Raw genomic sequence first — 18,113 nt, 5'->3', positions numbered from 1 at the left:
CCCCCCCCCCCCCCCCCCCCCCCCCCCCCCCCCCCCCCCCCCCGGGGATCGGTATAGGCTCAGGGCGCCGTTTGAACGTCGCCCCCCTAAACCCCTTCCCATCGCGGTGTGCCGATGGAATAACTCACCTTCGACTCATCCTTCGGGGAGGAATTGATGCCTAAATGGAGCCTCGCGCTTGCCTTGGCCGCGACTGCGCTTCCCGCGCTCGCGCATGCCCAGGCGGCGCAGCCCGCCGCGGCGAGCAAGCTGTATGTCGACACGCAATATTTCACGCTGCCCAACGGCCTGCGCGTCGTCCTGACCAGGGATACGATCGCGCCGACGGTGACGGTCGGCGTCTATTACGGCATCGGCTTCCGCGTGGAGCCGCGGGACCGCACCGGCTTCGCCCATCTGTTCGAGCATCTGATGTTCCAGGGATCGAAGCACGCGCCCAAGGGCGTGTTCGACACCACGATCACCAATTCGGGCGGGGTCAACAACGGCTCCACCCGGTTCGATTTCACCAACTATTACGAGATCGTCCCCTCGGGTGCGCTCGAGCGGATGCTGTGGCTTGAGGCGGACCGGATGGAGAATCCGGTGATTGACGATGTCGTGCTCAAGAACCAGCAGGGCGTGGTCGGCAACGAGGTCAAGGTCAACGTCCTCAACCAGCCCTACAGCACCTGGCCGTGGATCGACCTGCCGATGCTGGCCAACACCAACTGGTACAACAGCCACAATTTCTACGGCGATCTGAAGGAGATCGAGGCGGCGACGGTTCCCGACGCCCAGGCCTTCTCCAAGGAGTTCTACCGGCCGAACAATGCCGTGCTCGTGATCGCCGGCGACCTCGATTATGCCGCGACCCGCGCGATGGTGGAGAAATATTTCACCCCGATCCCCTCGGCCGCCCCGGTCAAGCAGCCCGACATTTCCGAGCCGCGCCAGACCGCCGAGAAGTTCAAGAGCCGTGTCGATGCGCTGGCGCCCAAGCCGGGCTATGCTGCGGGCTATCACGTGCCCGATCGCGGCACGCCCGAATGGTATGCGATGGGGCTGATCGACCAGATCCTGCTCCAGGGCGATGACAGCCGGCTGTTCCGCAAGCTGGTGACCGATACAGGTATCGCCGGCGAGCTTTCGGGCGGGATCAATGGCGATCTCGGCAACATGTTCAACTATCGCGGGCCGATGCTGTGGAGCTTCAGCTTCACCCACGACACGACCCACAGCACCGCGCAGATCACCAAGGCAGTGGACGAGGTGATCGAGGAGCTTCGTGCGAAGCCGGTCAGCGCGGCCGAGCTGCAGCGCGCCCGCACCAAGATGCGCTCGGACCTGTACGGCACGATCGATGGGGGCGGCCGGGTCGGCCTGGTCGATCTGCTCGCGGTCTATGCGCTGTTCGACAATGATCCCACCGCGGTGAACCGGATCGAGCAGGGCTTCGCGCAGGTGACGCCCGAGCTGATCCGGAAGACCGCCCAGGAATATCTCCGCAAGACTAACCGCTCGGTCTACGTCGTCGAGCCGGGCGCCCAGCCCAAGGGAGGCAAGTGATGAAGCGCATGCTCCTCGCATCGGTGGCGTTGCTCGCCGCCACGCCGGCCCTGGCCCAGGACAAGTTCCCGCCCGCGCCGCCGATCGCCGATCCCAAGCCGTTCAAGCTGCCGGCGACCGAGACCTACACGCTGCCCAACGGGCTTCAGGTCACGCTGATCCCCTATGGCATCGCGCCCAAGACGGTCGTGTCGCTGCGCGTGCGCGCCGGTGCGGTCAATGAAGGCGATGCGGTGTGGCTCTCCGAAGTCACCGGCGCGCTGATGAAGGAAGGCGCGGCGGGCAAGACCGCCTCCGATCTCGCCGCCGCTGCGGCGGGGATGGGCGGCCAGCTCAACGTCAGCGCCGGCATGCAGTCGACCACGGTGAGCACCAATGTGCTCTCCGAATATGCGCCGGATGCGATCCAGCTGCTCAGCGACGTGGCGGTCCGCCCGACGCTGCCGGCGAGCGAGCTCGCCCGGGTGAAGGCCAATCTCGGCCGCCAGCTCTCGGTCGCGCTGTCGCAGCCGGGCACGCTGGCGGACGTGGCGCTCGGCCGCACCGTCTACGGCACCAGCCATCCCTATGGCCGGATCATCCCGAGCGCGGCGCAGCTCCAGGGCTATACGATCGACCAGGTGAAGGCCTTCCATGCGGGCCAGTTCGGCGCGAAGCGCGCGCGGCTCTATGTCGCCGGCCGGTTCGACACGGCGACGGTGAAGGCGGCGATCGAGAAGGCGTTCGCCGGCTGGCAGGCCGGTCCCGATCCGGTGGTGCTGCAGAGCCCGCACCAGCCGGGCCCGAAGATCGTGCTGGTCGATCGCCCCGGTGCGCCGCAGGCAACCTTGCGCCTCGCCTTCGACGCCAGCCGTGCGGGGACCGATGCCGACATTCCCCAGCGCGTCACCAATGCGCTGCTCGGCGGCGCGTTCAGCTCGCGGATCACGACCAACATCCGCGAGGACAAGGGCTATACCTATTCGCCCTATTCGGACGTCGAGTTCACCCCCGAGCAGGCGCTCTGGGGCTTCCAGGCGGACGTGACCACCGAGCATACCGGCGATTCGCTGCACGAGGTGTTCAAGGAGATCCGCCGGATGCAGACCGAGCCGGTCCCGGCCGAGGAAGCCAAGGGCATCCGCACCTATATGGCCGGGCTGTTCGCGATCTCGAACTCGACCTCGGGCTCGGTGGTCGGCACCTTGGCGACGCGCGACATCCTCGGCCTGCCGGGCGACTGGACCGAGCGCTATGTGCCCGCGGTGCTGGCGGTGACCCCGGAGCAGATGCAGGCCTCGGCCAACGCTTCCTATCCGCTCGGCAAGCTCATCCTGGTCGTGGTCGGCGACCTCAAGACCGTGGTGCCCCAGCTCAAGGCCCAGCCCGAGCTGGCGAACGTCCCGATGACCACGGTGACGGTGCCGTAATACATCTTCCCCTCCCTGGAAGGGAGGGGATCGAGGGGTGAGTGTAGGCCTGGCGATACGGAACCATATCGTCAGGCCTCTCCGTACCGTCGAGACGGGACCCACCCCCAGCCCCTCCCTTCCAGGGAGGGGCGCGTCTTTACCGAACCCCCAGCACCGTCCGCTTGAGATCCGCATAGATCAGGTCGTTGCCCAGCCCGCTCGGATGGTCGCCGTCGAAGAACAGTGGCCGTCCGCCGGGCAGCGCCTCGCAGGTCTGTCCGGGGCAGAACAGGGGCAGGGGGTCCCACAGAATCGTCGGCTTCTCGCTGGCGACCAGCGCGCTCATCGCGCGCATCACGTGGCGGCGGCGCTCGAGCATCCGCTCGCGTTCGATCGTCAGCCCGTGGCACGACGGGTTGGCGCGGTTGAACCAGTCGGCGCAGCGGAAGACGGGGCTGGGGAAGACCGGCTTGGGCGCTTCGAGCACCAGCCGGGCGCCGCCGGCGGCGAGCCTCTGGGTGATGCCCCGGGCCTCGACAAGCGCGGCGTCAGACACCACATCCTCGCGGGCGCCGATCAGGTCGCGGTCATTCTCGAACTGGTTGGCGAGGCGGGTGACGCGCAGCCCGGGGAGGAACACCACGTCGCCGGGTTTCGAGCGGGCGGCGATCTCCTTCTCCACCGCATCGTACCAGACCGTGCAGCGCGGGCGCGAGGCATGGGTCTGGATGAGCTTGAGATAGGGGCAGCCGGGCTTGAAATAGAGCCGAACGCTCGCGCCCGTCTCTGCGGCGAGCCGTCGCAAAGCGGGCGAATATGCCAGCCCATGCGAGTCGGCTGGGACGAACAGTGTGAATCCCTCCCCCCGCGCGCACCGGGCAGTCCAGGTCGCGATTCTACCCCCGCCAAGCCACTCCCCACCATCGACCGGCACGCATCCGGTAAGATCCAGCGGCAACGCCCGTCCGGGCTCGGCATACCAGGCGAAGCGATCCCGGGTGACGCTCAGCGTGATCCGGTTATGCGCGGCGATGAGCAGCTGCCCGCCCAGCGCTGCCACCAGCACCCCCGCCACCGCCACCGCGACTACTCGGCCACGCGGCCAGCGGACGAGCAGGGGGCTCATCCGAAGCGGCTTCTCGACAAGGAAATAGGAGAAGATCGCCAGTGCAATCGCGATCACCAGCGCGGCGAGCTGGTGCTTGAGCGTGTGCAGCCCCACGGTCCAGCGGAACAGCACGAACACCGGCCAGTGCCAGAGATAGAGCGAGTAGGAGAGCAGTCCCACCGCCACCATCGGTCGCCCGCCCAGCGCACGCGGCGCGGTGCCGCCCAGGATCGCCATGATCGCCAGCGACGTGCCCGCCACCGGCAAGAGCGCGCCGGGGAAGGGGAAGAGCGGTCCTTCGGGGATCGCGAAGCCCGCCGCGATCAGCAGAATGCCCAATGGCGCGAGCCAGCGCCGGCCTGCCGCCCAGGGCTGCCACCTCTCGCGGGACAGGCAGAGCAGCATGCCGGCGCCCAGTTCCCAGAAGCGCGGAAAGATCAGGTAGAAGGCGAATTTCTGGGCGAAGATGCCCAGCACCGCGCAGAGCAGCAGCGACAGGGCGGAGAGGATCGCCACCAGCCGCACGGCTTTGGCGCCCGAATGCAGGCGGTGGTGCCACCACAGGATGAAGGGGAAGAACAGGTAGAACTGCTCTTCCACGCCCAGCGACCAGGTGTGGGTAAAGGGATTATACGCCGCCTGGGGACCGAAATAGCTGTCCGTATCGGTGGCCAGCACCACATTGCTGAGCCCGAAAAAGGCGAAACGGGCGACCTGGGACAGGCTGTTGCTCAGCCAGGCGTCGGGGATGAACAATTGCGACGCCAGCAGCGAGACCAGCAGCATCACCACCAGCGCCGGCATGATCCGCATCAGGCGGCGGGCATAGAAATATGCCGCAAGCTGCCTGAAACTGGTGAACTCGCGGCCGACCAGCGAACCCGTCACCACGAAGCCCGAGATGACGAAGAAGATGTCCACGCCGGTGAAGCCGCCGGGCAGCGACCAGGGCCAGAGGTGGAAGAGGATCACCGAAGTGACGGCAATGGCGCGCAGCCCGTCGATCGCCGGTATATAGCCGGGGCCGGGCCCCGATCGCTCGCCAGTCACCAATGTCTCCCCAGTGTTTCATCGCTGTAAGGGACGGAGACGGCAGGGACAATCCGCCCTCGACATGCGGCGAATGACGCGCGATGTGCAGCCGCGGTTCATCTTCGGAGGGCCAGGAAATGATGGTGAACGCTGGGAGGCTCAGAACTGTTTGGCTGTGTGGCCTGGCCGCGGCATCGATCGCCGCGCCGCTGGCGCATGCCCAGGATGCACCGGCGCCGGGCTCCGGCTCCGCGCCGATCATCACCCCGCCGCCAAGCGCCCGTCCGCAGCCGCAACAATTGCCGGGCGTGATCCCCGAGCGGTTCAGCATCGCGCCGGCACCCAGCCCGACACCCGCGCCGGTGCCGACACCCACGCCAACGCCGGCAGCCCGTACCGCCACGCCGCAACCGCAGCCACAACGCGCAGCGCCTGTCGCCCGCGCGACCCCGGCGCCGCGCGAGGCTGCGCCGGTTGCCGCTTCGCCGACGCCGTCCGCGACTCCGGCGCCGACGGCGATGCCGAGCCCGGTCGCTCAGCCCATTCCTGCCCCCCAGCCGGTGCAGACCGCCGTGCCGGTGCCCGAGCCGGCATCCGCGTCTTCGCCATGGCTCTGGGCCGCCGCTGGTGCCGGGGGCACGGCGCTGCTTGGGCTGGGCGGCTGGTTGCTGCTCGGCCGTCGCCGCCGGGAAGAAGACGAAGCGGAGGCTTACGAGGCCGAGCCGATGGCCGTTGCCGCCCCGCCGCTCCAGCCGCCGCCGGGCCTTGGCCGCGCGACGCCCGCGCCCGTACCCGCGCCCGCCCAGCCTGCCATTCCAGCACCTGCGCTGGTTGGCACCGAGCCGTTCGAGCTTGGTATCAACCCGCATCGGATCGTGTTTGGCGAGAATGAAGTGCTGGTCGAATTCGAGCTGCTGATCGCCAACGGCACGGGCGCTGCGGCCGACAGCATCCGCGTCGCCTATGCCGCGATGAGCGCGCATGCCCGGCAGGACGAAGTGATCGCCGGCTTCCATGGCGGCCCGCCGGGCGAGCCGGGTGGACCGCCCTTCGACCTGCCCGCCGGCGGCGGCGGGCGCATGCCGGTACGCCTCGCGATCCCGCGTTCGGGCGTGAACGTGGTCGATGTCGGCGGGCGGCCGATGTTCGTGCCGATCGTGCTGATCGACCTGCGCTGGCGAAGCGGGCTGAGCATCCGGCGCTTCGGGGCGGACTTCATCCTGGGCACGGCGGGGCAGGGCGACAAGCTCGGCCCGATCTGGCTCGATCGCCCGGCGCCGACCGGGCAGCTGGCGGCGAACCGCTATCTTGCGAAGCAGATGGCGGCGGCCTGATCCATCCAACAACGGATCGGTGCCGACTCGCGAAAGTACACAAAGTACAGGCCAAGAGCGGGTTTTCGCGGCGCCTATTTTCCCTGTTTCCCCGGAAACGCGTCGCATCTCGCAACATAGTTGCGCGCGCCTGATCCTATTTCTCCCACGGCGTCAAAGAGCTGCCGGGTTGAGGCCGGCCGGGTGAGCCCAGCAGGCGAAATCCTACATTGCAAGGAGGCGGAGGGCTGTTGGCCAATTAACCGTCATCCCGGCCTTGTGCCGGGATCCACCGTGCCTCGGGGGGCGGCATCGAGCCGTGGGGCCAGCGCTTGCCTCCCGGTGGACCCCGGCGCAGGGCCGGGGTGACGAAGAAGGAGGACGCTTTCGCGGCGCTCCCTCCACCTCGAGGCGAGCCGGGGAGGAGGTGATGCGCAGGCAAAAGAAAAGGGCGGCCCGTTGCCGGACCGCCCTGATCTGGTTCGCTGAAAAGCGAGAAGCTAGGAAGCTTACTTGACCTCGACGGTCGCGCCGGCTTCTTCGAGCTGCTTCTTGATCTTCTCGGCTTCGTCCTTGTTGACGCCTTCCTTGACAGCCTTCGGAGCCGACTCAACAAGAGTCTTGGCTTCGGTCAGGCCCAGGCCGGTGATGGCGCGGACTTCCTTGATGACGTTGATCTTCTTGCCACCGTCGCCGGTGAGGATCACGTCGAACTCGGTCTTCTCTTCAGCAGCCGGAGCAGCGGTGCCAGCGCCACCCGGGGCGGCAACGGCGACGGCAGCGGCGGCCGAGACGCCCCACTTCTCTTCGAGAAGCTTCGAGAGCTCAGCGGCCTCGAGGACGGTCAGTTCCGAAAGCTGGTCAACAAGCGCGTTAAGGTCAGCCATGATAAACTCCAATCAAATCAGGTGTTTCGGGATAAAAAGTCTTGCAAGATCCGCTTATGCGGCGTCCTTGGCCGCATAGGCGCCGAAAACGCGCGCGAGCTGCGCGGCCGGTGCCTGGGTAACGGTCGCGAGCTTCGTTGCCGGAGCAACGATGAGGCCCACGAGCTTGCCGCGAAGCTCGTCCAGCGACGGCAGCGAGGCGAGCGCCTTGATGCCTTCCTGGTCGAGAACCTGCGTGCCCATTGCGCCGCCGACGATTTCGAGCTTGTCGTTCGTCTTGGCGAACTCGACCGCCACCTTGGCCGCAGCCACGGGGTCGATCGAGGTGGCGAGCGCCGTCGGACCCGTAAGCAGGTCGGCGATCGCCGCGTAATCGGTGCCGTCGGCAGCGATCTTGGCAAGCTTGTTCTTCGAGACCTTGTAGCTCGCGCCGGCCTCACGCATCTTGTTACGGAGGTCCGTCGACTGCTTGACGGTCATCCCGAGGTTGCGGGTGACAACCACCACGCCAACCTCGCCAAAGGTGCGGTTCAGCTCGGCAACGGCATCAGCCTTCTGGGAACGATCCATGCCGGTCTCCTCGTTATGAGCAACTCCCTTGCGGGAAATGCCCGGTTACAAAATGTCCGAGGGGAAGGATCGTCGTGCCCAGATCCCTGGGCATGACCCGCGCGCTCCGCTCAGGGAGCCGCCGGTGAAAATCTGTCCCCGTCTAGGCGAGAGATTAAGCAGGGCAAAATCCCTGCACTCGCTGTCTCGGACGGTCACCTCCCGAAGGAGGAAGGCGCGCCAATAGCGATATTTGTGGATAAGTCAATCGCGGCGGCGGCGGGCGCTCCGACGTGTCTCGGATCGGTCTTATTCGTTTCGCCAATGTGTCTCACAACCGGAACGAGACTGCCACATCCCCCGCCTAGGGGCCGATGCTGCGGCGCAACGAAGCCGCGATTCCCAGGGGGATATATGACGGCTCGCCACGTTCTTCGTGCCACTGTTTGCGCAGCGGCTCTTTCCTTCACCGCCATGGCCGCCCCGGCCTATGCCCAGCAGGACCAGGCAGCGCCGTCCGACGAGGCGAGCGCACCGGAGAATGCCGGCGACCAGGCGATCCTCGTGACGGCCAAGCAGACCCGCTCGGCGACCGCGATCCCGGCCAGCGAGATCCAGAAGATCCTGCCGGGCGTCTCGCCGCTCAAGGCGATCCAGACGCTGCCCGGCGTGCTCTATGTCACCGCCGATCCCTGGGGCAACAACGAGCAGAACGCCCAGATCTTCATCCATGGCTTTGCCGGCAACCAGCTCGGCTACACGATGGACGGCATCCCGCTCGGCGACCAGAGCTACGGCAACTATAATGGCCTGTCGCCGCAGCGCGCGGTGATCTCCGAGAACGTCGCCCGCGTCGTCGTGTCGGCCGGCGCCGGCGATCTCGCGACCCCGTCGAACAGCAACCTGGGCGGCACGATCGAGACCTTCTCGTCCGATCCGACCCCGAGCTTCGGCGTGACCGCCAACCAGACGGTGGGCAGCTACAACACCTCGCGCACCTTCCTGCGTCTCGATACCGGCCTGGGCAAGGCGGGCACCGACTCCGCTTATTTCGCGATCACGCGCCACAAGGCCAAGGCATGGGATTTCAACGGCTGGCAGGGCGGCTGGCAGGGCAATGCCAAGTATGTGCACGATGATTCGGTCGGCAAGTTCACGCTGTACTTCGACTATAACGACATGAAGCAGCCGAACGAGGACGCCACCGTCTTCTTCAAGCCCTCGGCCGGCGGCACCGCCACCCCGGTGCAGCTCTACACGCCCTACACCAAGCCCTTCTCCTATCCGGACCTGGGCGGCTATCGCAGCTATATCAACGCGCTGGGCAACTCGCCCGCCGCGGTGGGCAGCAACTACCGCAACTATTATTCGGACGCGCAGCGCACCGACCACCTGACCTATGCGCGGTACGAGGCGAAGATCGCCGACAATGTCCGGCTGACCAACACCATCTATTATCACCACAATGACGGTGTCGGCGTCGTCGCCGGCCCGCTCGGCCAGTCGATCACCACGGCGCAGCCCTATCTCGATGCGGGCTATGCCGCGCTGCCGACCAACTGTCGCTTCACCGCCAACGGCAACGGCGTGCGCCCCGCCGCCTGCACCGCGCGCACCGACGCGCAGCTGGCAGCGGTGGGCGCGGCGATGGTCGCGGCGACCGGCGGCTCGGGCCTGATCACCCGCACCACCGAATATCGCATCGATCGCGGCGGCGCGATCAGCTCGCTCAACGTCGAGCTGGGCAATCACAAGATCGAGCTGGGTGGCTGGTTCGAGCATAACAGCACCACCCAGTGGCGCCGCTGGTATGCCGTGCCCGTCGGCAGCCCGGAACTCAGCACCCCGTACATCCGCCCGATCCGGGTGATGCAGCCGCTGTTCACCCAGTATCAGGGCGAGGCGCGGATCAACGAACTGCAGCTCCACGTCCAGGACACCTGGCAGGTGTTCGAGCCGCTGCTCGTCCAGTTCGGCTTCAAGACCAGCGCGCAATGGGCCAATGGCTGGTATCCGGTGCAGCCCAAGCTCGGCTCGCTCTCCGGCCTGACCGGCGGCCTGCCCGAGGGCAAGATCAACACGCTCAAGTGGTTCCTTCCGGCCGTGGGCGCGACCTATGACGTCAACGGGCACGAGCAAGTCTATTTCAACGTCCAGAAGAACCTGCGCCAGTATCAGGCATATCTGGCCGGTGGCGGCGGCCCGTGGTTCACCGGCAGCCAGGCGGCGTTCAACGCCTTCGCCAATGACGGCAAGCCCGAGAGCAGCTGGACCTATGAAGCCGGCCTGCGCACCCACCGCAACTTCGGCGGCGGCATCGGCCTCGAGGCGCAGATCAACTATTATCATGTCGACTTCAGCGACCGCCTGCTGGCGATCTCGACCAATCCGGGCGGTATCGCGGGCGGCCAGATCGCCGGCGGCACCTCGATCCTGGTGAACGTGGGCGACGTGAAGACCAACGGCGTCGATGCGGCGTTCACGCTGCGCTTCGGCCGCATCTTCTCGTTCTACAACGCCACGTCGTACAACCTGTCCAAGTACCAGAGCGACTATAGCTCGACCGCGACCGGCATCGGTGGCGCGACCAGCAGCTGCATCGGCGGCTATCTGGTGGTGGGCGGCGTCGTACCGACTTGCGGCAAGCAGCTGCCGGGCACGCCGAAGTGGATGAACAAGAGCGTCGCGACGCTCAATGTCGGCCCGATCGAGGCGCAGCTGGTGGGCGACTATGTCGGCCGCCGCTACGCCACCTATTCGAACGACGCGAGCATCGGCTCCTATTTCCTCACCTCGCTCAGCGTCGGTGTCGACCTGCCGGCCGACATGGTCGGGATGAAGAAGGCGAAGCTCAGCCTGAACGTCACCAACCTGGGCGACATCAAGGGCTGGTCAACGATCTCGGTGGGTTCGGCGACCAACAGCTACTCGGCGTATCCGATTGCGCCGCGCCAGTGGTTCCTGACCTATTCGTCGCAGTTCTGATCCTCGGATCGGCTGAAAAGGAAGGGCCGGGGGCGCATCGCCTCCGGCCCTTTTCTATTTCAGCGTGGCGAGCAGCGCGCGGGCGGGAAGCGCCTCGGGCGAGCCATAGGGGCCGTTGGCCACCGGCAGCAGCGCGCCGCGCGCCGCAACGGTGCTGCCCCGCGCGGCGAGTGCCTCGCCGAGCAGCAATCGCGGGGCAGGGGCGGCGGGAACGGTGTCCGCGGCCTTCATCAGCCCCTCGATCGCGACATCGGGCACGGCTTCGCCCGCATCGGCGAAGCTGCGATAATAAGCGAGCAGCGGCAGCGGGTTCTCGCTGTCGGCGCGATTGGCGCGGGCGATGGTGACACGGGCGCTCTTCAGCATCGCCTGCCTGTCCGCCGCCGGCGCCGCCAGCGCGATCCGCGTCTGGGCTACGCCCCGCCAGGCAAGCGCGTCGCCGTTGCCGGGGGCGATCGCCAGCGCCTTGCCGGCGGCGGTGGCGCATTCGGTGCCGTTGCCGCTGCGGCATTCGGCTTCGGCAAGCAGCAGCTGCGCGTCGAGGTTCGCCGGATAGCGGGCGGCGTCGCGGCGCAGGCTGCGCAACCAGTCGTCGCGGTGCGCGATCGCGTCCCGCCGCGCCTTGTCCAGCTTCGGGTCCGTGGAAGCGGGCGGCAGCTCGACCCGCGAGCCGAGCTCGAGCCGTCCTTTCACAAAGGCCGCCTCGCCTTCGGTCAGCCGCCGCACGATCGGCTCGCCGGCGCGATCGGCGGGGTAGGACATCTGCTCGAACGGCAGCTTGCCATTGTCATAGGCGGCAAGTTCGGCCTGCAGCTTGCCGAGGTCGCCGAATGCCGCCGCCGCGCGCGCCATCGACTCGCCCGCGGCAATCGATGCGAGATAGGCGTGGAGCTGGCCCCGGCGGGTGTTCGAGAAGAACAGCATGTGCGTGAGCGCCCAGGCGTGGAGCGGGGTCCATCGCTCGGCAGCCTTGCGGTCGCTCAGATAGCGGCCGGTCAGGACATCCGCGATCGGCGTGCGGGCATAGCGATCGAGCACCTTGCGCAGCCCGTCCGGCGCGCGGCCATATTCGATCTTCGCATCACCCTCGGCTGCCATCGTCGCGAACAGCTCGCCAAAGCCGTCAACATACCAGCGGGGATAGGCATGCGGGAAATAGGTGACCAGGAAATGGCGCGCATAGCCGGCATAGATGCGGCCCTCCGCCGAGATCGGCACCGCCAGCTCGTTCACCGAAAGGGCGAGCGGGTCCTCCCGTCCGAATCGTGCGATCGATCCGGCCTGGCCGGCGGCGAGCGCGGCCGCCGTGCCGGGGTTCTCGCCCGATGCCCCGGCGGCGGGATCGGCCGCCGGTGTCGTCGCGCGGACCAGGTCGGGAAGGATATTGGCGAGCGACTGGCCGGGCTCGAGCACTGCCTTCTGGTCGAAGCGACTCGCGGCGAACACCGCACCGTCCTCGCGCGGATCATAATAGGCCGGCTCGGGGAAGGCGCGGGCATAGGGGCCGGGCGAATAGCGCAGGTTCGCCAGGTCCATCGCATCGAACTCGGCGCCGTTGCCGACCAGGGTGATGCGCAGCTTGCGGGTGTTGTCCGGCCGGTCGATTCGGTTGAGCAGAACCGAAAGCAGGAAATGGAGTCGCTCCAGATTATGGGCGATCCGGGTCAGCTCCTTCTCGCCGCCGTCGCTGATCACCACGACGTGATCGGTCTCGGCCTGGCGCCAGTTGCTCGGGCGGTCGCGCTGGCCCTGCACCACGATCGCGGCATCCTGGCCGGGCGGATTCGCCTCCTGTGCCACGGCATTTCCAGCCGTGCCGATCAGGCCCAGTGCCAAAATCGCGCGCATGCCCCGCATATCGCCTCTCCCGCTATATCGTTAGTGCGTTACTATGCGCGTTACGTCGGGGGGAAGGAAGCGCACGATGGCGGTTCGGCCAGGCCCGGATACGCAGGTGTTTCTAGCGGGAGGAGGAAGGCCGTTTCGGCTGGATTCCCATTTGCATGCGATCCGTTTTTCCCAACGCGATTTTGCGCGGAAACTCACACTCTTTCACACCAACTCGGTTGGATTTCCACGCGCGATGGCTAAAAGCTGGCAGCGATGGTGACCGGGACGATCGAGCAACTCACTGCACGTGAACGTGACTGCCTGCGGCTTGTCGCGCGCGGCATGTCGTCCAAGGAAATCGCCCTCGCGCTTGGCCTGTCGCCGCTCACGGTCGATGGGTACCTGAAGGAAGCAGCCCGCACGCTCGGCGTATCCAGCCGGCGCGAGGCCGCGCGCATACTCACCGCGCACGAGGATGCCTCTCTGCAGCCCCCGGAAACACCCCCCCAAAATTTGGGGGCCGAGCCGGTGGACCTTGCCGAAACGGTGCATTCGGGAGTTCCATTGCCACCGAAACGGTCCGAAGCCGAACCGCGCTTTCGGGTTCCGTTTCTGAGGCAAGGGAGGCAAACCAATGATCTGGACCCGCTCAACCGCCTGATGTGGATATTCGGTCTCTCGATCCTGATGCTGATCGCGGTGGCCAACTTCCTCAATGGGCTGGGCGCGCTCTGGCGCATTACCAGCTGAACTAGGTCTCTTCCAAAGCCGGACCATCAACCACGTCGCAGCATTGTGGCTGCGCGAAGGAGGACTCATGCCTTCTGCAAAGAAGATCGCTTCTGTGCGCATCGCCCGTTCGCTCCAGCCTGCGGAACTCGCGGTGAACCAGGCTGCGCTCAAGGTTCTCGCCATGGGCACTGCCGTGCTCACTGCGCGGGCCGACGGTACTTTCCACCCGCTCGAGGCGCAGGATGCCGTCGACTATGTCGGTGCCGCCACCGCCAAGGTCTTCGGTGCGCTTTCCGACATCAAGAAGGCGCATGGCGAGCTGCGCAGCGTCGGCATTCGCCACCAGGTAATCGGCGAGGGCGACATCTATGAAACGCCCGGGCACGAAGCAATCGAGCCGGCGATCATCAAAATCGCGGCTGCAGCGTGATGGAGGCGTTGACTTGGGCCAGCTTCACTGGTGCGATCATGTCGCATGAGCAAGTTCCTCTATCTCGCCCTGCTGGTAAGCTGCTGCCTCTACGCGCTCGCGCGGGGCGGCACGCCGGAACGTGCGGCCGTCGGGATCCTGGTCTCCGCCGTCGCGGCCTCGGCCTTCACGCCCTCCACCGGCGCGCATCGCTTCTTCCAACTCGAGATGGGCATGCTCACGGTCGATACGTGCCTGTTCCTGGCGATGACCGTGCTGGCGCTGAAGGCGCAGCGTTACTGGCCGATGTGGCTCGCCGCGGTGAAGCTCAACACGGTGATCACGCATCTGCTGATCCTTTCGCCTTCGCTGATGCCATGGTCCTATGCCGTGGCGAACGCGGCGTGGAGCTATCCCAGCCCGTTGCTGATCGCGATCGGCGCGGTGCGGCATCGCCAGCGGCTGAAGCTCTATGGAGCGGATCCCGCCTGGTCCTGACCGGGGAGGCCTATCATGGCTGAGGCGGACAATGCCCTGTATCGCCTGCACGAGCGCCCTGCGGTGCCCAGCAAGGCGGCAGCGGGCGGTGTCGGGTTCACCGGCAAGGCAGCGGACCTGGTGGAGGGCATCTATCGTGCCCGCCGGCTGCGCGACGACGCCTTTGGGCCGATCGCCGGGCAGTTCCGCGAGCCGACCTGGGACATATTGCTCGATCTCTACCTGGCGGCCGCCAAGGGGCGCCCGGTATCGGTGAGCAGTGCCTGTATCGGCAGCGGTGCGCCCCAGACCACGGCGATCCGCCACCTTGCCCTGCTCGAGAGCGCCGGGCTGGTCGTTCGCTCGCCCAATCCGATGGACAATCGGGCGGGCATCGTGACGCTCACCGAGGAGGCGATCCGCCGGGTCGATGACTGGGCACGGCGCGTGCGCGGTACCTGGAAGGCGGAAACGGCGTTGCCGGGCGAAGCGGTGGCCTGAACCATCCGGTGCTTTGTGGGGCGAAGAGGGCCGGGGCGATGTCCCGGCCCTTTTTCTGTCTGGGCGCGCGGCCTGGCGGGTGCTCCCGCGTATCTCTCGGTTCCCCGGCGAAGGCCGAGGCACAGTTGCCGAACTCGCGGACGCCCGGATATCGAGATGCCGTGCCAGGGCGTGCGGACGCAAAAAGGGCCGGGAAGATCGCTCTTCCCAGCCCCTTTTTGTTTCAGCGGTGCGCTGAGATCAGACGGCCGCGACTTCGGCGACGTCGACCTTCACGCCCGGGCCCATCGACGAGCTCAGGGCGACCTTGCGCAGGTACTTGCCCTTGGCGCCCGACGGCTTGGCCTTGACCACTGCGTCGACCAGCGCGTCGAAGTTCGCGCGCAGGTCTTCCGCCGGGAACGACGCCTTGCCGATGCCCGAGTGGATGATGCCGGCCTTCTCGACGCGGTACTCGACCTGACCGCCCTTGGCAGCCTTGACGGCCTCGGCGACGTTCATGGTCACGGTGCCGAGCTTCGGGTTCGGCATCAGGCCCTTCGGGCCCAGAACCTTGCCGAGACGACCGACCAGGCCCATCATATCCGGGGTCGCGATGCAGCGATCGAACTCGATCTTGCCGCCCTGGACGATCTCGAGCAGGTCCTCGGCGCCAACGACGTCCGCACCAGCTTCGCGGGCCTCGTCAGCCTTCGCGCCCTTGGCGAACACGCCGACGCGCACGGTCTTGCCGGTGCCCTTGGGCAGGGTCACCACGCCGCGGACCATCTGGTCGGCGTGACGCGGATCGACGCCCAGGTTCAGCGCGACTTCGATCGACTCGTCGAACTTGGCGGTGGCATTGGCCTTCACGATCGCGATCGCTTCGTCCACGCCGTGCAGCTTCTCGCTGTCGACGGTCCACGCCTTCTGCTTCTTGGTCAGCTTTGCCATGTCCTTAGCCCTCCACAACCTGGAGGCCCATCGCGCGGGCCGAGCCCTCGATGATGCGGGTGGCCGCCTCGATATCGTTAGCGTTGAGATCCTTCATCTTGATCTCGGCGATCTTGGTCAGCTCGGCGCGAGCGATCTTTCCTGCCGAAACCTTGCCCGGCTCCTTCGAGCCCGACTTCAGGTTCGCGGCCTTCTTGATCAGATAGGTCGCCGGCGGGGTCTTGGTCTCGAACGAGAACGAGCGGTCCGCATAGACGGTGATGACGGTGGGGAGGGGCGTGCCCTTCTCCATGTCGCCGGTCTGGGCGTTGAACGCCTTGCAGAATTCCATGATGTTCACGCCGCGCTGACCCAGGGCAGGGCCGATCGGCGGCGAGGGGTTGGCGGCGCCCGCAGGCACCTGCAGCTTGATATAGCCGGTAATCTTCTTTGCCATGTCACTCTCTTTCGCGGGCCCTTCGCGCGAAGCTCGGGGCCCTGATCAAGTCGAGCGGTTAAGCGGCCGTGCGAACACGGCCTCCCGCGGATTTCCGTAGCTGTTGCTTTGGAAGGGCGCGCGCCTAGCGCATCCCGGGGGGAAAGGCAAGGCGCATGGCGCCGCCGCGCCGGTGCAATCGGGCCTTGCCAACTGGCCTGACAATTCGCAGGGTGCCGGCACTGGCGACACGGGCACCAGCTCGCACAGAAGCGCCGGGCAATCCAGGAGGCGCCTGGAGAAGATGCAATGTTCAAGCATAATCGCACCGCCCTGCTGGCGGCCACCGGCCTGATCCTCGCCACCGCCGGCGTCGCCTGGGCCTATACCACCGACACCGATTCGGGCGGCAGCATCACCAATATCAGCGGCGGCAAGCGCTTCACCATCCAGCAGCGGACCGACAGCACGCCGGGCAGGGCGGAGCTGCGCGGCACGTCCAGCACCACCGGCGTCTCGGCGAGCGGACGGTTCAAGCTGGTGAGCGGCGGCAAATATGTGAGCGTGATGCAGGTGCTCAACATCGTTGCGGCCGGCGCTACCTCGGGCCCGTCCGAGCCGATCACCCAGCTCGCGGTACGGCCCAAGTCGGGCGGCAATTTCGAGTTCTACGTGGTGCAGGGTGGCCAGCTGTGCAGCGGCGCGCCGACCGTGGTGATCGGCAGCTCCTACGATGTCAGCGTGTCGGTGAGCACCGGCCAGAGCCCGGAATACCGGATCAACGGCGTGGTCTGCAAAAAATCGAATCCGGACGGCGACAAGGCCGGCACCGTCTATGACGGCAGCCTCAAGAGCGGGCGCTATTTCTACCCGAAGATGGGCGCCTACAACACGAGCAGCAACCAGACGAACAATGGCGGCGGCTCGACGATCGAGTGGACCGAGATCTCGATCTGAGGAGGGGAATAGGGGGATCGGCCCTGCCTAGTTGGCCGATCCCCCGCAGGGCGCCGGTCTCCCTAGTGACCGGCGCCCATATCCGGCATCGGCATCATGTTCAGGTTCAGGTGGTACATCACCCAGATCGAACCGCCGATGGTGAGGATCACGATCACTGCCGTGAACAGGAAGGCGAGCAGCGTCCATCCGCCCTCGGACCGCGTGTCGAGGTGCAGGAAGAAGGCGACGTGCACGATGATCTGGACGATCGCGAAGGCGAAGATCACCGCCGCGGTCCAGGCCGGGGAAAGGGGGGATCCGCTCATCACCAGCCAGAACGGGATCACCGTCAGGACGATGGCGAGCAGCGAGCCGATGCGGTGGCCATTGCCGTGCCCGTGGGTGCCGGGCGTTTCGTGCGGGGTGCTCAACGGATCACTCCATACAGATAGACGAAGGTGAAGACGCCGATCCAGATGATGTCCAGGAAGTGCCAGAACATCGACAGGCAGATCAGGCGCCGCCTGGTCGCGGGGTTGAGGCCGTGCTGGCCGAGCTGGATCAGCATGGTGACGATCCACACCAGGCCGATCGTCACGTGCGCGCCGTGGGTGCCGACCAGGGTGAAGAAGGCCGAGAGGAAGGCACTGCGATCCGGTCCGGCATTCTCGGCGATCAGGTGCGCGAACTCATAGAGCTCGATGGCGACGAAGCCCGCGCCGAGCAGGCCGGTAAGCGCCAGCCAGAAGCGGACGGGGCCGACCCGGCCGCCTTCCATGTGCGGCATAGCTTCCCCAAAGGTGATCGACGAGGCGAGCAGCAGGCCGGTGTTGATCGCGACCAGCTTGAGGTCGAAGATCTCACGCGGCACCGGGCCGCCGGCATAGGCGCTCGCCACCACTCCGAACATCGCGAAGAGCGAGGCGAAGATGAGCGCGTCGCTCATCAGGTAGATCCAGAAGCCCAGGACCGTCGGGCTGCCGCCCGAATGGTCGTGATGCTCCTCTTCCTCGGTGAGGTGCCAGACCGGAGCGGCCTGGGGGTCGATTGCGTGGTCGGTCATG

Annotated in this window: 17 protein-coding genes; 9 read left to right on the top strand and 8 right to left on the bottom strand. The window is 66.6% G+C overall.

Annotated features, from left to right (window positions below):
* The first annotated feature begins 156 nt into the window (after positions 1 to 156).
* Positions 157 to 1,548 (top strand): M16 family metallopeptidase, encoded by a 1,392-nt coding sequence (locus AAHM44_RS19275; RefSeq protein WP_342250996.1) that lies wholly within the window; start codon positions 157 to 159, stop codon positions 1,546 to 1,548.
* Positions 1,548 to 2,957, top strand: coding sequence for a M16 family metallopeptidase (locus tag AAHM44_RS19270; RefSeq protein WP_342250995.1), 1,410 nt, complete (start codon positions 1,548 to 1,550; stop codon positions 2,955 to 2,957). Before AAHM44_RS19275 ends, AAHM44_RS19270 begins: the two co-directional genes overlap by 1 nt.
* 139 nt (positions 2,958 to 3,096) lie before the next feature.
* On the opposite strand, the gene AAHM44_RS19265 is transcribed toward AAHM44_RS19270, so the two are convergent.
* Positions 3,097 to 5,097 carry an acyltransferase family protein gene (locus tag AAHM44_RS19265; RefSeq protein ID WP_342250994.1) on the bottom strand — a complete coding sequence of 667 codons (2,001 nt, stop codon included), beginning with the start codon at positions 5,095 to 5,097 and terminating at the stop codon, positions 3,097 to 3,099.
* 125 nt (positions 5,098 to 5,222) lie between these two features.
* On the opposite strand from AAHM44_RS19265, the gene AAHM44_RS19260 reads away from it, so the two are divergent.
* Positions 5,223 to 6,413, top strand: a complete 1,191-nt coding sequence (locus tag AAHM44_RS19260) for a hypothetical protein (protein ID WP_342250993.1) — start codon at positions 5,223 to 5,225, stop codon at positions 6,411 to 6,413.
* Between the two features lie 488 nt (positions 6,414 to 6,901).
* Here the strand turns inward: AAHM44_RS19260 and rplL are convergent, their stop codons facing one another.
* Positions 6,902 to 7,279: a 50S ribosomal protein L7/L12 gene (gene rplL, locus AAHM44_RS19255; RefSeq protein WP_269576047.1), complete on the bottom strand. Its 378-nt coding sequence runs from the start codon at positions 7,277 to 7,279 to the stop codon at positions 6,902 to 6,904.
* A 54-nt stretch (positions 7,280 to 7,333) separates the two neighbouring features.
* A complete protein-coding gene (rplJ, locus tag AAHM44_RS19250) occupies positions 7,334 to 7,849 on the bottom strand; it encodes a 50S ribosomal protein L10 (protein ID WP_184168532.1) in 516 nt (171 codons plus the stop codon).
* A 453-nt stretch (positions 7,850 to 8,302) separates the two neighbouring features.
* Between rplJ and AAHM44_RS19245 the strand changes: the two genes are divergently transcribed.
* Entirely contained in the window at positions 8,303 to 10,813 is a 2,511-nt protein-coding gene (locus AAHM44_RS19245; protein WP_342250992.1) for a TonB-dependent receptor, read from the top strand.
* A 54-nt stretch (positions 10,814 to 10,867) separates the two neighbouring features.
* Here AAHM44_RS19245 and AAHM44_RS19240 read toward each other — a convergent pair whose 3' ends face one another.
* A complete protein-coding gene (locus AAHM44_RS19240) occupies positions 10,868 to 12,661 on the bottom strand; it encodes a hypothetical protein (protein WP_342250991.1) in 1,794 nt (597 codons plus the stop codon).
* A 258-nt stretch (positions 12,662 to 12,919) separates the two neighbouring features.
* Here AAHM44_RS19240 and AAHM44_RS19235 point away from each other — a divergent pair, with 258 nt between their 5' ends.
* From AAHM44_RS19235 to AAHM44_RS19220, 4 genes are all read left to right on the top strand, one after another.
* Complete coding sequence (locus AAHM44_RS19235; protein ID WP_342250990.1) at positions 12,920 to 13,393, top strand: helix-turn-helix domain-containing protein; 474 nt, start codon at positions 12,920 to 12,922, stop codon at positions 13,391 to 13,393.
* Positions 13,394 to 13,460: 67 nt separating this feature from the next.
* Positions 13,461 to 13,805 carry a hypothetical protein gene (locus tag AAHM44_RS19230; protein ID WP_269576043.1) on the top strand — a complete coding sequence of 115 codons (345 nt, stop codon included), beginning with the start codon at positions 13,461 to 13,463 and terminating at the stop codon, positions 13,803 to 13,805.
* Between the two features lie 45 nt (positions 13,806 to 13,850).
* Entirely contained in the window at positions 13,851 to 14,282 is a 432-nt protein-coding gene (locus AAHM44_RS19225; RefSeq protein ID WP_269576042.1) for a hypothetical protein, read from the top strand.
* A 15-nt stretch (positions 14,283 to 14,297) separates the two neighbouring features.
* Positions 14,298 to 14,762, top strand: a complete 465-nt coding sequence (locus tag AAHM44_RS19220; RefSeq protein WP_184168526.1) for a winged helix DNA-binding protein — start codon at positions 14,298 to 14,300, stop codon at positions 14,760 to 14,762.
* Between the two features lie 240 nt (positions 14,763 to 15,002).
* Here AAHM44_RS19220 and rplA read toward each other — a convergent pair whose 3' ends face one another.
* Entirely contained in the window at positions 15,003 to 15,695 is a 693-nt protein-coding gene (gene rplA, locus AAHM44_RS19215) for a 50S ribosomal protein L1 (RefSeq protein ID WP_184168525.1), read from the bottom strand.
* Between the two features lie 4 nt (positions 15,696 to 15,699).
* Positions 15,700 to 16,131, bottom strand: coding sequence for a 50S ribosomal protein L11 (gene rplK, locus AAHM44_RS19210; protein ID WP_184168524.1), 432 nt, complete (start codon positions 16,129 to 16,131; stop codon positions 15,700 to 15,702).
* A 288-nt stretch (positions 16,132 to 16,419) separates the two neighbouring features.
* Between rplK and AAHM44_RS19205 the strand changes: the two genes are divergently transcribed.
* Positions 16,420 to 17,067: a hypothetical protein gene (locus tag AAHM44_RS19205; protein WP_342250989.1), complete on the top strand. Its 648-nt coding sequence runs from the start codon at positions 16,420 to 16,422 to the stop codon at positions 17,065 to 17,067.
* Between the two features lie 62 nt (positions 17,068 to 17,129).
* Here the strand turns inward: AAHM44_RS19205 and cyoD are convergent, their stop codons facing one another.
* Together cyoD and cyoC are read right to left on the bottom strand one after the other, a co-directional pair.
* Complete coding sequence (cyoD, locus tag AAHM44_RS19200) at positions 17,130 to 17,480, bottom strand: cytochrome o ubiquinol oxidase subunit IV (protein WP_184168522.1); 351 nt, start codon at positions 17,478 to 17,480, stop codon at positions 17,130 to 17,132.
* Complete coding sequence (gene cyoC / locus AAHM44_RS19195; protein ID WP_269576041.1) at positions 17,477 to 18,112, bottom strand: cytochrome o ubiquinol oxidase subunit III; 636 nt, start codon at positions 18,110 to 18,112, stop codon at positions 17,477 to 17,479. Before cyoC ends, cyoD begins: the two co-directional genes overlap by 4 nt.
* Between the last annotated feature and the right edge of the window lies 1 nt (position 18,113).

It is taken from the genome of Sphingomonas sp. OTU376 (genome assembly GCF_038440415.1).
Classification (GTDB): Bacteria; Pseudomonadota; Alphaproteobacteria; order Sphingomonadales; family Sphingomonadaceae; genus Sphingomonas; species Sphingomonas kyeonggiensis_A.
The sequence above is the reverse complement of the archived record's forward strand: the minus strand, read 5'-3'. Positions and strand labels throughout refer to the sequence as shown.